The sequence below is a fragment of the Halorubrum sp. FL23 genome, assembly GCF_052439115.2.
GTDB lineage: Archaea > Halobacteriota > Halobacteria > Halobacteriales > Haloferacaceae > Halorubrum > Halorubrum persicum.
The window spans coordinates 209150-222945 of the sequence record NZ_JBQVRO020000005.1 but is presented as its reverse complement, the minus strand read 5'-3'; the positions used below and the strand labels follow the sequence as shown (position 1 = coordinate 222945).

Sequence of the window (13796 nt, the reverse complement as noted above, 5' to 3'; positions counted from 1 at the left end):
TAATCACCCCACGACGACCAGATCGCGGCCAAGGAACTCGATGTAGTAGATGTACACCCACGCCAGCACCAGGATTGCGAAGTAAATCCCAATGAGCGTGAGAGTTCCGATCGGATCGAACTCTTCTGTGTCTCCGCTCACGTCACCCGCTGACGTGTGTGCGGTCTCGTTTCGGCCCATAGACGCTATTGTTTGCAGGCAACTATATAACGTCTACCCGTTCTCGGACCCTGAAAATACGAGTGTTATATATGCTCTGGCGGTCCATAGGTGACCTATGAGATTCTCGCTCCAACAGGCCGTACTCCTCGTGCTCGGCGGACTCGTCCCCGCGGCAGTGTTCATCGCGGACCGATCGGAGCTCTACGTCGCGATCACGCTGGTGAACGTGCTCCTCATCTGGACGAGCCTCCGGATCGCGACTGGTGGAAGCGTGCCGGGGATCAGCGGCGACACGGCCGACGCCGAACACGCGTAGTCGACGGAAACGGACGCCGCGGCGGCGGAACGACCTCGGTCGGAATCTGACGGTTTGAGCCGCGGACCGCGCTTGCGGCCCCCGGAAGCGAACACACATGCCACCCTGCACACTCTGTGACCTGCCGACTGGGGACGACCCCCACACCGACCCCGATGTCGACGGTGAGTTCTGTTGTCAGGGGTGCCTCGCCGTCGCCCGGTCGCTCGGGGACGCCGAGGGGGTCGACGGGCTCTCCGACGTCGAGGAGCGGCGGCCCGACGCCGAACCCGCTGACGACTTCGACGGCGAGACGACGTTCCTCCACGTCGACGGCATGCACTGCGCGACCTGCGAATCCTTCCTGGAGATGACGGCCGGCGAACAGTCCGGCATCGCCGCCGCGGAGGCGAGCTACGCGACCGACACGATCCGAGTCGATTACGATCCCGATGCCGTCGACGCCGACGAGCTCCCCGAGCGCCTCTCGGTCGCCGGGTACTCCGCGAGCCACCGCGCCGACCCCGACGCCAAAGACGACGACGCGGTCGTCCGGTTCCTGATCGGCGGCGGCTTCTTCGGAATGATGGCGATGCTGTGGTACGTCGTCTTCCTCTATCCCACCTACTTCGGCCACGATCCCTTCCTCGATCTGGGCGGCGTCACCGGGCTCTACCTGTTCACGCAGGTGTGGGTGTTCGCCTCCATCGTCCTCTTTTACACGGGCTACCCGATACTGCGGGGCGCCTACGTGAGCCTTCGCGCGCGACAGCCGAACATGGATCTGCTGGTGTCGCTCGCGGCGGTGAGCTCGTACGCGTACAGCACGCTCGCGATGTTTCTCGGCCGGACCGACCTCTACTTCGACGTGACGATCGCCGTCATCCTGGTGGTCACCGCCGGCAACCACTACGAGTCGTTGATCAAGCGGCGCGCGACCGGCGCCCTCTCGGGGCTGACGACCGCGATGGATCGGGAGATCCGGACCGAGGAGGGTGAGACGGTCGCCGCCGACGCGGTGGATCCCGGCGATCGCCTGCTCGTGCGCCCCGGCGAGCGCGTCCCGTTCGACGGGACCGTCGCCGAGGGACGCGCCGCGGTCGATGAGGCGCTGGTCACCGGCGAGTCGCTCCCGGCGACGAAGCGCGAGGGCGACGCGGTCCGGGGCGGCACCGTTGTCACCGACGCTCCGCTGGTCGTCGAGGTGGGCGAAGACGCCGAGAGCACGCTCGACACGCTCGTGCGGATGCTCTGGGAGATCCAGAGCTCCCGGTCGGGGATCCAGCGACTCGTCGACAGGCTCGCGACGGTGTTCGTCCCCCTCGTCGTCACCGTCGCGGTCCTCGCGACCGGCGCGACCCTCGCGCTCGGCGCCGCGCCGACCGAGGCGGCGCTGATCGGCCTCACGGTGCTCATCGTCTCGTGTCCGTGCGCGCTCGGGCTCGCGTCCCCGCTCGCGGTCGCGGCCGGGATCCGCGACGCGGCCCGGCGGGGGATCGTGATCGTCTCCGACGCCGTCTTCGAGGAGGCCGCCGACGTCGACACCGTCGTCCTCGACAAGACCGGCACGCTCACCGACGGGGAGATGCGGCTGATCGAGACCCAGACGGACGGGTCGGACCCGGAAACCGTTCGGAGGCGTGCCGCGGCGCTGGAGCGCGCCTCGGTCCACCCGATCGCGGAGGCGATCGTCGCGGGGACGGAGGGGGGCGAGGCGGAACGCGGCGAGTCCCCTGCCCGCTCGACCACAGCCACCGACGGCGGCACACAGACCGACGACGGCACCGCGATCGACGGCAAATCACCGACCGACGCCGACACGCCGACCGGAACCGAGCCGCCGTCCGCCGCCGCAGACGCCACGGTCACCGACAGGGGGGTCTCCGGCCGGATCGACGGCGACGAGGTCGTTGTCGGCCACCGCTCGCTGTTCGAGGGAGACGGGTGGAGTGTGCCCGATCAGCTCGACACGGCGGGCGAAGAGGCCCACGAGGCCGGCCGCGTTCCCGTGTATGTCGGCTGGAACGGGACCGTCAGGGGGGTGCTCGTCGTCGGCGACGAGGTGCGTGACGGCTGGGAGGAGGTCGTCGGCGACCTCGCGGCGGACGGGCGCCGGATCGTCGTGCTCACGGGTGACGCTCCGGCCGCGGCCCGACGGTTCGCGGACCATCCCGCCGTCGACGAGGTGTTCGCGGCGGTCCCGCCGGAGGGGAAAGCGGAGACGGTCCGGCGCCTGACCGCGACCGAGCGCGTCGCGATGGTCGGCGACGGGAGCAACGACGCGCCCGCGCTCGCCGCCGCCGACATCGGTATCTCCGTGGCCAGCGGGACCGATCTGGCCGCCGACGCCGCCGACGCCGTCCTGCTGGAGGACCGCCTCGCGGCGATCCCGGAGCTGTTCGCGATCACTCGCGGGACGAACCGCCGGCTCAAGCAGAATCTCGGGTGGGCGCTCGTCTACAACGCGGTCGCGATTCCGATGGCCGTCTCGGGCGTCCTCAATCCACTGTTCGCCGCGGTCGCGATGGGGACGAGCAGCCTCCTCGTGGTGTCGAACTCCGCGCGCGCCGTGTACAAGGCTGACACGCGTGAGTGATCCGATCGTCAGCCGTTCTTCCGCCGGCCCGGCAGGAGCCGCCGCGCCAGCGCGCCGAGGCGCTTGTACGCGAGATTGACGTACAACCCGGCGAGGAAGACCGTCCCCGCGACGAGCGGGAACTCCGACGCGCTGTTCCCGAGGATGACGCCCGACAGCAGATAGATCCCGACGCCGAGCGGCAGGGCGGCGGGCAGCCGGAAGTTGTACCGGAGCAGGTCGCCGGTCGAACTGTCGAACTCCTCGATCAGCGCCGTGAAGACGAACCCCAGCGCACCGAACAGGCTGAACGCGTACACGTACGGCGGGACGATCCCCTCGGCGATTCGGTCCAGCTCCGAGAAGGGCACCTCGTACGCGACGACCGTGCCGCCCATGAGGAGGACCATCAAGAGCAGGTCTACCCCGATCACGACGAGGCCGATACGGGAGCGGTACCACACGCGACGGACCCACTCGCGCTCGGCGACCGACCGATCCGCGGACTCGCCTCTCGTCGATCGATGGCCACCCCCCTCGCCGCCGTCCTGAATGTCGACCGATTGATCGGTCATCTGTGGGAGTTGTTAACGTGAAATAATAAACGTGTCCCGGCGTAAGCAGTTCTTCCCCGCCGCGCCGTCTCGTCGGCGTCCGCGCCGTTAGTGTCCGCGCCGTTACGCTGTCGCGCCGACGTACGGCTTGACCGCGCGGAGTATGGCGTCGACATCGTACTCGTCTTCGGTCTTGTCGAAGACGACCTCGTCGTCGGCGCGCACGACGAACACGCCGTCGTCACCCGTGATCAGCGCGACCTCGTCGACTCGCTCGCCGAATTGCTTGAGGATCGCCTCCGAGACGTCTTGGGCGCGATTCAACATGCCGCACGGGACGCAGTACTCGACTTCGATGCGTGTCATGCGAGCGATGGTAGGGTGCGAGCGATGTTAAATAGGCCGTTGCCGCGATCAGATCACCAGCGCGTCGAAGACGACGGCGAACAGTAGGAGGCCGAGGTAGGCGTTCGACGCGTGGAACGCGCGGAACGCCGCGTCCTCGGTCTGTTCGTAGTGGAGCCGGACGACCGCCCAGAGGAACAGCCCGCCGACGGCGACGCCCACGACGGCGTAGAGCGCGCCGAGCGGCTCGGCGACCGCCGCGAGCGCGACCGCCGCGGCGAGGGTCGCGCCGAGGTACCAGACGATGTGGCGGCGCGTCGTCGTCTCCCCGCGGACCACGGGCATCATCGGGAAGCCGCCGCGCTCGTAGTCGTCCTTGTAGGCCAACGCGAGGTTGTAGAAGTGTGCGGGGGTCCACAGGAAGATGACGAGGGCGAGCAACAGGCCGCCACCGCCGATCTCGCCGGTCACCGCCGCCCAACCGATGAGGGCCGGCAGCGCGCCGGCGGCCCCGCCGATCACGGTGTTTTGCACCGTGTTCGGCTTCAGGATGAGCGTGTACACGACGCTGTAGAACACGATGGCGACCAGGCCGAGCGCCGCGGTCAGCGGGTTCACCGCCCAGAACAGGCCGAGCGAGACGAGCGTGAGGAGCCCACCGAACGCGAGCGCGTGGGGAACCGGAACGAGGTCGGTCGCCAGCGGGCGGTCGTTCGTGCGCTGCATCCGCTTGTCCACGTCGCGTTCGAGCACGTGGTTGAACGTCCCGGAGGCGCCGATCGAGAGCGCGCCGCCGACGAGCGTCGCGGTGACCGCGTACGGCGTGAACCCGGGGCCGCCGGCCAGCGCCATCGCGGCGGCGGCGACCAGGCAGAGCAGCCACATCAGCCGCGGCTTCATCAGCCGGAAGTACGCCGCCGCGGTCGCCCGCAGCCGGGGAATCGTCGCGGTCGGCACGTCCGGATCGGGCGCCTCCTCGACCGGCGGGAGGTCGTCTGTCCCGGGCTCGAAGTCGACCGGGGCGTCGTCCGGGTCGCCGGTCTCGGCCTCCAGCCACCACGCGAGTCCGGTGAGAACGGCCCCGAAGATGGCCATCCCGAGGAGGAGATGGAGCGAGCCGACCGCGGCCGGGAGCTCGCCGACGGCGACGAGCGCGCCCACGCCGGCCTGTGCGGGGTACACGACCAGGGCGAGGGCGAGCGCGCCCCGGACTCGCCGGTCGGCGCCGTCCCGCCACGCGAGCGCCGCGGAGAGGGCGACGAGGAGGCCGACGACGACGGCGAGGGCGCGGTGCCCGAGGGCGATCCAGCCTTCGGTCGCCGTCGGGAGCGCGGCGCCGTTCCCGCAGGCGGGCCAGCCACCGCAGGCGCTCGCCGCCTCCGTGAGTGAGGTGGTGGCCCCCACGACGACGAGGAGGTAGACGCCCATCGCCGCCGCCGCGAGAACCGCGGGGAATCGGTCGGGTATCGTCACTTGGGCGATCTTAGGAACCGATCCATATATGCTCCGCGCTTCACCGTACCGTCCGCGTTCGTCGCTGCGACTGCGGCCGCTTCTCTCGTCCCCGGTCGTCGTTCCCGTCCCGCGGCTATCCCCGGTCGCCGCAGTCGCCGTCGCGGTCCGGCCCCCGCCGTTCTACGATCCGATCGACGATGTCGCCGCTGGAGAGCAGTTCGTCCTCGTACCGGGGATCTCGGGCCGAGGCGCGCTCCACCCGGCAGTCGATGCCGCGCTCGGCGAGCGCCTCGGCGATGTCCCCCTCGTCGTGGTGCTGATCGAACCCCAACACGATCACATCGGGACCGAGGCGCTCGATGGGGACGAACACGTCTTCGGGGTGGCCGAGGTGCGCCTCGTCGACCGCGCCGAGCGCGGCGACCATGTCCCGGCGCTGCTCGGCACAGAGGATCGGCGCCGGCTTGTGCGTGACGTTGGGACGGCGGGCGACGATGGCGTGGAGCTCGTCGCCGTACGTCGCCGCGTCCTCCAGGTAGTGCACGTGGCCGGGGTGAAGCAGGTCGAACGTCCCCTGCGCGACGACCCGTGTCATCGGAACCACGAGAGGAGACCGCCGGCGTCGCGTCGCTCCTCGCTGATCTCGCGGTCGATGTCTTCCTGTGTGAAGTCGAAGAAGTGCTCGTCGGGGACCTCCACGTCGAGCACGTCGAGGGTCGTTTGGGCCCCCTCGTTGTCGAACGCCTTCCAGTCGCCCCACCCGTACGGCGCGCCGGCGATGATGTGGACCTGACCTTGTCCGAACGTCGCGAGATCGGCGTCGCTCGGCCGGAGCACGCCGTTCGGGTGGGAGTGAACGGAGCCGACCGCGCGCATGTCGTTCGGCTTCATGTGGGTGCGGACGGTGGCGCTCGTCGGATTCGACTCCGTGCCGGGGATGACGAGCACGTCGGTGATCACCTGCCCGTCCCGATCGAGGTCGAGCTTCCGGGCGTCGTCCGCGCGGAGGAACCCCATGTACTCGTCGGGGTGGCTCTCCTCGCTCGCCTCGAGGACGAACTCCATGGTCTCCCGGGCGATCCCGAGGAGTTCGTCCGAGCGGAACAGTCGCATACGCGAGCGAAGGCACCGTCGCCCCATATGGATTCCGGACCGCGGAGCAGGCGGTCGTCGATCGGCCGTCCGAACGGCCGGTTCGCTGCACCCGACCCCCCCGAGACGCGAGAGAACAGGCTTAACATCGGCCGTTCCCGAGAAGTGCCCATGAGCGAGAACACCGCCGGGGATTCCGGCATGCGGGGCGATTCGAGCCCCGAACCCGACGCCGACGCGGCGGAGGGGACGGCCGACGACCGGCCGATCGTCTACGATCTGGCACCGGACTGCACCCTCGAAGACGCCGCGGTCGACGCGCTGTATCACGCCGAGGTCAACGGCGTCGTCGACTACGGCATCTTCGTCGACGTCTCCGACGCCCTCTCGGGGCTCGTCCACGAGTCGAACCTCGACGACGACTACGCCGTCGGCGACCGGCTAGTCGTCCGACTCACCGAGGTGAAGGAGAACGGCGACGTGGCGTTCGACGACGTGGCCGTCGCCGACTACCGCACTGAGACCGTCGCTCACGAGCCGACCGTCTCCCGCGTCCGCGGGCTCACGCCCGGTGACGAGGTCACCGTCGAAGGGGAGGTCGTCCAGGCGAAACAGACGGGCGGTCCGACGATCTTCGCCGTCGCCGACGCCTCCGGCGTCGTCTCCTGTGCGGCCTTCGAGGAGGCCGGCGTCAGGGCGTATCCGGAGGTCGCGGTCGGCGACATGGTCCACGTCAGCGGGACGATCGAGACGCGCGAGAACGCCCTCCAGCTGGAGGTCGACTCGCTGAAGCGGCTTCCCGAGGAGCGGGCGACCGAGGCTCGCGAGCGCTTCGAGGCCGCTCTCGACGAGCGCGCCGAGCCGGCCGACGTCGAGCCGCTCGTCGAGTGGGAGGCGTTCGAGCCGATCCACGACGACCTCCGGGAGCTGGCCCGCCTGCTCCGTCGCACCGTCCTCTCCGGCCGCCCGATCCGCGTCCGGCACCACGCCGACGGCGACGGCATGTGCGCCGCGATCCCCGTTCAGCTCGCCTTGGAGAACTTCGTCCGCGACGTGCACGAGGACCCCGACGCGGCCCGGCACCTGTTCAAGCGGCTCCCGAGCAAGGCGCCGTACTACGAGATGGAGGACGTGACCCGCGACCTGAACTTCGCGTTGGAGGGCCGCGCCCGCCACGGGCAGAAGCTCCCCTTCCTCCTGATGCTCGACAACGGCTCGACCGAGGAGGACGTGCCCGCCTACGAGAACCTCGCGCACTACGACATTCCCATCGCGGCGGTCGACCACCACCACCCCGACCCCGAGGCGGTCGAACCGCTGCTCGACGCCCACGTGAACCCGTACCTCCACGACGAGGATTACCGGGTCACGACGGGGATGATGTGCGTCGAGCTCGCCCGGCTCATCGACCCGTCGATCACCGAGGAGCTCGAACACGTCCCCGCCGTCGCCGGGCTCTCCGACCGCTCGAAGGCGGAGGCGATGGACGACTACGTCGCGCTCGCGGAGGAGGCCGGCTACGACGAGTCCGACTTACTCGACATCGGCGAGGCGCTCGACTACGCCGCGCACTGGCTCCGCTACTCCGAGGGGAAGACGCTGGTCAACGACGCCCTCAACGTGGGGTGCGAGGACGAGGACCGCCACGAGGAGCTCGTCGAGTTCCTCTCCGACCGCGCCGACCGCGACGTGCAACGCCAGCTCGACGCCGTCGACGACCACGTCGAGCACGAGCGGCTCGCCTCCGGGGCACACCTCTACCGCATCGACTTAGACGAGTACGCCCACCGGTTCACGTACCCCGCGCCCGGGAAGACGACCGGCGAGCTCCACGACACCCGCGTCCAGGAGACGGGCGACCCCGTCATCACCATCGGTTACGGTCCCGACTTCTGCGTGCTCCGGTCCGACGGCGTCCGGCTCGACATCCCGAACATGGTGACCGAGCTGAACGAGGAGCTTCCCGAGGCGGGCGTCTCGGGCGGCGGCCACCTCGTCGTCGGCTCGATCAAGTTCGTGAAGGGGCGACGGAGCGCCGTCATCGAGACGCTCGTCGAGAAGATGGCCGACGCGGAGATCGACGAGGCGCTCTCGTCGACGGCGGCGATCGACGACTGACGCGGCCCGAAGGGGGCCTTCGCCCGCGGCGCCCCCTCACACGAACGCTACTTCTCGACGCGCGACGACTCCAGCGCCCGCCAGAGCGGCTCCCAGCCCGCCGAGCAACCCGACCGGTAGGTGGACGCCCCCACCCCGCCAGTCGGCCGCGTACGCGCGGGCGTAGAACTCCGCGACCGACCGGTCCTCGATCGCGAGCAACACCTCCCTGTTCTCCGTCGCCGCGCCCTCGTTCCAGTTGAGGCTCCCGACGACGGCGGTGTCGTCGACGACGAGCCCCTTCGCGTGAACTTTCCCGAACCGACCGCGCGGCTCGGAGACGGCCACCTCGATCGGCTCGCCTTCGAGCGCCTCGACGAGCGCGCGGTTCGCCTCCCGGTCGTACCACGCGCCGGACACCAGCAGGTGGACGTCGACGCCGCGGTCGGCGGCCCGTCGGAGCGCGCGGACGATCCGGTTGTCCGGTCCGCCGGTCCGCGGCACCACGCCCAACACGCGGTCGTCGGCAGCGTCGATCCGCGCGACCAGGCGATCGGCGGCGTTCCCCGGGGTCGTCAGGAGTTCGACGTCCGCCGTCGACGGCGCCGGCGTCTCGAACCGCGTCGGATAGCTCCCGTTCGCTTTGCCCGACCCGTGGAACTCGGTGTCGTTTCGGAACTCCGACCAGGGCATGGCGTCGTCCGCCGCCGCGTCCTCACGGAAGAGTGCGGCGAGGTCGTCCGCGGTCGTCTCGTCGGCGGCCGCCGCCCGAGAGCGCCCGGTGACGACGCCCCAGCCTCGGTTGGTCCGCCCGCCCGTCCCGGACGCCTTCCAGTTCTCCGTGAGGACGACCGCGCGGTCGTCCGCCACCGCGTACTTGGCGTGGTGGAAGCGGAACCGCTCGGGGTCGCCGTCGAGCACGCGCACCTCGACGCCGGCGGCCGCGATCCGGTCGAGGAGCCGCGCGCTCCGCGCCGAGAACCCGCCGACAGGCGACCCCTCGACGAGGACCCGCACGTCGACGCCGCGGTCGGCGGCCGCGACGAGCAGGTCGGCGACGCGCTCCGACCCGAGCGTGTAGCCGGCGAGCAGCAGGCGGTCGTCGGCCGCGCGGAGCGGCTCGACGGGTACCTCCGGGCTGTCCGGCAACACGAAGGGTGTCACCGTCGCGTTTTCCGTTCTGGCCGCGGGCCGCGGGTCGTACCCGCGCGGCCGCCACTCTCCCCAGTCCGCGCGCCAGCGGTGCCCCTCGGGCGCGCGGTCGTAGTCGACCACCGCGACCGCCGTTCCGTTGCGGCGAAGCGCGATCCGGTCGCCCGACGCGGCGAGCGGAAAGTAGCCGTCGAGCGCCCGGAGCTCCGGCTCGCCGACGCCGCCGCTCCCGGCTACCGCTGTCTCGTCGTCGAGCAGCGCCGTCGCGTTCGCGGGGTCCATCGAGAGCGCGACGACGCCGGTCGCGTTCGCCGGGATCGGCTCCTCGTGGTAGCCGTCGGAGAGCGACCAGTTCCCCCGCTCGGGGAGGCGGACGACCAGGTACTCGCCGCGGTTCCCGGTCGCCGTCGGATTCGGAAACAGCTCGAGGATCCGCGGCTGCATCGCCACGAGCGTCCGGTTCTCCGGGCGGTCGTTCGACTGCTCGGCGACGCCTTTCGGGTCGGGCGCGGGGACCGCCGTGTCGGTCCCGACGCCACTCGCGGCCGAGGCCGGCGTGGCGGCCGTCAGGACGAGCAGCGCGAGCGCGACGGCGGTGACGCTCGCGATCGAGCCGCTTGCGGGGTGGGACGGTGCGGGCGACACAGAATCTCTGCCCGCGGCATGCGATAAGAGGAGTCGGTCGGACGGCGTCGGGGTGCTGACGCCCCGGCGTTACGCGGTCGGCGCCGGCTCGTCGAGCGCGCGCTCGGCCTTCTCGGCCTCGGTGGAGACGATGAAGGAGTGTTCGTCCCCGTACTCGGCGACCGCTTCGAGCGCTTCGCGCGTACCGATCTGGCGGAGCGCCCAGCCGGCCGCCGCGCGGACGTCGTCGGAGTCGTCGTCGGCGAGCGCGTCGGCGAGGGGGTCGATCGCGCGGGTGTCGCCGATGAGCCCGAGCGCGCGGGCGGCGTGGGGGCGCACGAGGTCGGCGGTGTCGCCCTCGGGGTCCAGCTCGTTCGCGAGCGGCTGGACGGCCTCCGCGGCGCCGATCTCGCCGAGGGCTTTGAACACGGCCTTCTGCAGCTGCGGGTTCGAGTCCTCCGGCACGTAGTCGACGAGGGTCTCGGTCGCCTCGTCGGCCGCCATCTTGCCGAGGATCCGGATCGCCGGCTGGCTGCGCTTCTCGGCGCGGCCGAGCAGCTCCTCGACCGACGCCTCGGTCTTTCCGCGCTTCCCCATGCGTTCGAGCGCCTCGAGGCAGTGGCGCTCCATGAAGTCGGACTGCAGCGAGTCGAGCGCGAGCAGGATCATGTCGACGTTGCCCCGCGCCTCGTGCTCCTTCAGCGCGGCCCACTCGACGGGGAAGTCCTTGTAGTGGCCGAGCACGTCGTAGTACCCCTGCGCGCGGAGTTGCTCGTGGGTCTCGAGGTCGTCCCACTCCTCGGCGTCGTCGAGCCCCGCCTCGAGCCCGTCCGTCGCGTCGAGCAGGGCCGAGATCGTCTCGGCGTCGTCGTCCGGGTCGAGGTCCGCGTCCGCGACCGCCTCGGCGACGGCGTCGAGCGCCGCGACGAGGTCTTCGATCCGGTCGCCGTCGGCTCCCTCGGCGGCGTCCGCGTCGGCCGCCTCGAGGTCGGCGGTATCCGGCTCGATCTCGTCCGCGTCGACCCCGTCGTCGACGGCGTCCGCCGCCGCGTCGACGAACGCCACCACCGCGTCCGCGGCGTCGTCGCGACCGGCGGCGGTCCACTCGGTGTCTTCGAGCGTCGACGCCGCCCCTTCGACCGCGTCGACCACGTCCTCGGCGTAGGGGCCGCGGGCCTCCTCGACGCCGTCACGGAGTTCCGCGATCCGGGCTTCGAGGTCGCCGCGCGGGTCGTCGGCGTCCTCGTCGTCCTCGTCCGGTTCGGGGAGATCGGCCTCCTCGAGGCCGTCCTCGGCGTCATCGAGGAGTGCGTCGATGTCGTCGAGGTCCGCCTCGGTCTCGGCGTCGTCGAGGCGATCCGCGATCTCGTCGAGGTACTCGTTCAGGGACTCCTCGGTCGCTTCGTCGGGAAGCGTCGGCGCGGCGGCCGCGTCCGTCGACTCGCCGGCGCCGCCTGCCTCCTCCGCGTCGTCTGCGGCGTCGGCCCCCTCGGAGGCGTCGGCCGGGTCGTCGTCGCCGTTGCTCATACACCACAAACTGGACGCGTACTCCATTAAGACGTTTCCCTTCGCGGGCGGTATCGGCGGCGGGTACAGATCGAAATTGTATTTCTTAGAAAAACGTTTTCAACATTAGAAATTCTTCTTGTTAAAGTAAAAACGATTAAGTGGGTAGCGCGCGTAGTCGGAAGTAGACATGAGCACGCAGAAAGAGGCCCGTCAACAGTACGGAGACGTCCACGAAAGCGAAGCGCTGCGCATTCCCGAAGAGAAGGCTGAACAGCTCGTCGACGCGCTCAACTCCGATCTCGCGGCGACGTACGTCCTCTACCACCAGGTGAAAAAGCACCACTGGCTCGTCGAGGGCGCCGAGTTCCACGACATCCACGAGTACCTCGGCGAGGTCGCCGCGGACCTCGAAGAGGGCGCTGACGTGCTCGCGGAGCGCGCGCAGGCGCTCGGCGGCGTGCCGCTCTCGGGCGGCGCGAACTACGAGGAGCACGCGCCGGTGAGCCCCGAGGACGCCGACGCCTACGACATCCGCACCTCGCTGGAGAACGACCTGGAGATCTTCGGCGACATCATCGAGCAGCTCCGCGAGCACATCCAGCTCGCCAACAACCTCGGCGACTACAACACCGAAGAGCAGCTCCGCGAGATCCTCGAAGACGTCGAGGAGCACGGCCACCACGTCGAGCACTACCTGGAGGACGACACCCTCGTCACGCAGGGCACGCTCGAATAGGCGTCAGCGATCCGGCGATCGCCGGCGGTCTCCCGTTTGCGGCCTCGCATTTCTCCGTTTTCGCAAGATAGCGGCGCCAACGTGGGAAGACACGACCTATCCTGACTCCCTGACGCCCTGACCCGTAGAGCGCTAGCGCCCCGACTCGTAGAACTCCTCGCGGTACACCCGACCGAACGCGTTCCGGCGGAGGGTGCTCGCGGCCGCGTCCGGTTCCTCTTGGTACGTCGCCGCGATCACGGTGTCGGCGAAGGGGATCGGGTGCCACACCACGTTGTCGACGTTGTCGGACCCGAGCTGGACCACGTCGTCCTCGTCGAAGTCGCTTTCCGCGAGCCACTCGTCGAACTCCCCTTCCCCGCCGACGTGCACTGCGAGCAGCTCGGCGAACGTCGCGTCGCGCGCGGTCCGGACCACCTCGGGCGTGACTCGCTCGTCGTACTCGTCGGCGTCGAACGACATCGCCTTCGTCGCCTCGCGGACGACGACCTGTGCGACCGGCCCGACGTCTTCGTACCGCTCGAGCGCGTCGGCGCGCGTCTCCGGGGCGAACGTCCCTCTGGTGTCCATACCCGCCGTTCACCGTCGACTGAAAAGGGCGTTCCGTTACGCGGACGGCTCGTCGGCACCGTCGCCGTCGTCGCCGGCGGCCGCGTCGCTCTCGCCGTCCTCGTCCTCGCCCGCCTCCCGCGCCATCTCGCGGGCCTCGCGGATCGCCTCGGCCACTTGCGGATCGGTCCCGCCGGCCGAATCGACGGCTCCCGGGCCGCCGGCGGTACGGTCGTGGCCCGCGTGGTCGTGGCCCGCGTGACCTCCCTGACCGCCCGCGCCGACGCCGTCGTGCGCTCCGAGATCGACGTTCGGTCGCCCGCGATCGACCGTGTCCTCGAACACCTCGTGGTACTCGGCCGCCTCGGCGTGCGGCGTCACCTCGGCCGCGAGCCCCGCGGGCTCCCGGTCGCCCCAGTCCGGCGCGTGGTCGTCGAGCCACGCCTCGTGATCGCCGCCGTGCAACATCGCCGTGAACGCGAGGTGGTGGGCGAGGTGCTCGCCGTCGCGCTGCGGGGTCTCGCACACCGGACACGCGTATCCCATTGGTGAGCCGCCCTACGACCCCGGCTCGTAAATCGGCGTCGGATCGGGAGGCGCTCGCGAGCCGCCGCCGGTGTCGGCGGCGTCGTCCCCTCCCCCGCCACCGGG

At 70.3% G+C, this 13796-nt stretch carries 14 protein-coding genes; 4 read left to right on the top strand and 10 right to left on the bottom strand.

Features of this window, described 5'->3' with window-relative positions:
• Window positions 1–3: 3 nt before the first annotated feature.
• The gene (locus ACT4MF_RS08485) at window positions 4–180 is read right to left on the bottom strand and encodes a hypothetical protein (protein ID WP_180271690.1); all 177 of its coding nucleotides are present in this window, start codon (window positions 178–180) and stop codon (window positions 4–6) included.
• Between the two features lie 97 nt (window positions 181–277).
• Here ACT4MF_RS08485 and ACT4MF_RS08480 point away from each other — a divergent pair, with 97 nt between their 5' ends.
• Together ACT4MF_RS08480 and ACT4MF_RS08475 are read left to right on the top strand one after the other, a co-directional pair.
• The gene (locus tag ACT4MF_RS08480) at window positions 278–478 is read left to right on the top strand and encodes a DUF8131 family protein (protein ID WP_099253964.1); all 201 of its coding nucleotides are present in this window, start codon (window positions 278–280) and stop codon (window positions 476–478) included.
• Window positions 479–575: 97 nt separating this feature from the next.
• Window positions 576–3053, top strand: coding sequence for a heavy metal translocating P-type ATPase (locus ACT4MF_RS08475; protein ID WP_444682245.1), 2478 nt, complete (start codon window positions 576–578; stop codon window positions 3051–3053).
• Between the two features lie 8 nt (window positions 3054–3061).
• Here ACT4MF_RS08475 and ACT4MF_RS08470 read toward each other — a convergent pair whose 3' ends face one another.
• From ACT4MF_RS08470 to ACT4MF_RS08450, 5 genes are all read right to left on the bottom strand, one after another.
• A complete protein-coding gene (locus ACT4MF_RS08470; protein ID WP_099256536.1) occupies window positions 3062–3607 on the bottom strand; it encodes a hypothetical protein in 546 nt (181 codons plus the stop codon).
• A gap of 102 nt (window positions 3608–3709) precedes the next feature.
• Window positions 3710–3952 carry an Rdx family protein gene (locus ACT4MF_RS08465; RefSeq protein ID WP_444682246.1) on the bottom strand — a complete coding sequence of 81 codons (243 nt, stop codon included), beginning with the start codon at window positions 3950–3952 and terminating at the stop codon, window positions 3710–3712.
• A 48-nt stretch (window positions 3953–4000) separates the two neighbouring features.
• Window positions 4001–5404: a heme o synthase gene (locus tag ACT4MF_RS08460; RefSeq protein ID WP_444682247.1), complete on the bottom strand. Its 1404-nt coding sequence runs from the start codon at window positions 5402–5404 to the stop codon at window positions 4001–4003.
• 115 nt (window positions 5405–5519) lie between these two features.
• Window positions 5520–5981, bottom strand: coding sequence for an FAD synthase family protein (locus ACT4MF_RS08455; protein WP_444682248.1), 462 nt, complete (start codon window positions 5979–5981; stop codon window positions 5520–5522).
• Window positions 5978–6499, bottom strand: a complete 522-nt coding sequence (locus tag ACT4MF_RS08450; protein ID WP_099256532.1) for a JAB/MPN domain protein-containing protein — start codon at window positions 6497–6499, stop codon at window positions 5978–5980. The genes ACT4MF_RS08455 and ACT4MF_RS08450 overlap by 4 nt, the downstream gene beginning before the upstream one ends.
• Window positions 6500–6649: 150 nt before the next feature.
• Here ACT4MF_RS08450 and han point away from each other — a divergent pair, with 150 nt between their 5' ends.
• Window positions 6650–8596: a Hef-associated nuclease gene (han, locus tag ACT4MF_RS08445; protein ID WP_444682249.1), complete on the top strand. Its 1947-nt coding sequence runs from the start codon at window positions 6650–6652 to the stop codon at window positions 8594–8596.
• A gap of 36 nt (window positions 8597–8632) precedes the next feature.
• On the opposite strand, the gene ACT4MF_RS08440 is transcribed toward han, so the two are convergent.
• The gene (locus tag ACT4MF_RS08440) at window positions 8633–10372 is read right to left on the bottom strand and encodes a phospholipase D-like domain-containing protein (protein ID WP_180271847.1); all 1740 of its coding nucleotides are present in this window, start codon (window positions 10370–10372) and stop codon (window positions 8633–8635) included.
• Window positions 10373–10441: 69 nt separating this feature from the next.
• A complete protein-coding gene (locus ACT4MF_RS08435; RefSeq protein WP_444682250.1) occupies window positions 10442–11878 on the bottom strand; it encodes a HEAT repeat domain-containing protein in 1437 nt (478 codons plus the stop codon).
• Window positions 11879–12047: 169 nt separating this feature from the next.
• Between ACT4MF_RS08435 and dpsA the strand changes: the two genes are divergently transcribed.
• Entirely contained in the window at window positions 12048–12596 is a 549-nt protein-coding gene (gene dpsA / locus ACT4MF_RS08430) for a DNA starvation/stationary phase protection protein DpsA (protein ID WP_444682251.1), read from the top strand.
• Between the two features lie 132 nt (window positions 12597–12728).
• Here dpsA and ACT4MF_RS08425 read toward each other — a convergent pair whose 3' ends face one another.
• Window positions 12729–13166: a DUF5809 family protein gene (locus ACT4MF_RS08425; RefSeq protein ID WP_099256528.1), complete on the bottom strand. Its 438-nt coding sequence runs from the start codon at window positions 13164–13166 to the stop codon at window positions 12729–12731.
• A 36-nt stretch (window positions 13167–13202) separates the two neighbouring features.
• Window positions 13203–13691: a DUF5810 domain-containing protein gene (locus ACT4MF_RS08420; protein ID WP_444682252.1), complete on the bottom strand. Its 489-nt coding sequence runs from the start codon at window positions 13689–13691 to the stop codon at window positions 13203–13205.
• Between the last annotated feature and the right edge of the window lie 105 nt (window positions 13692–13796).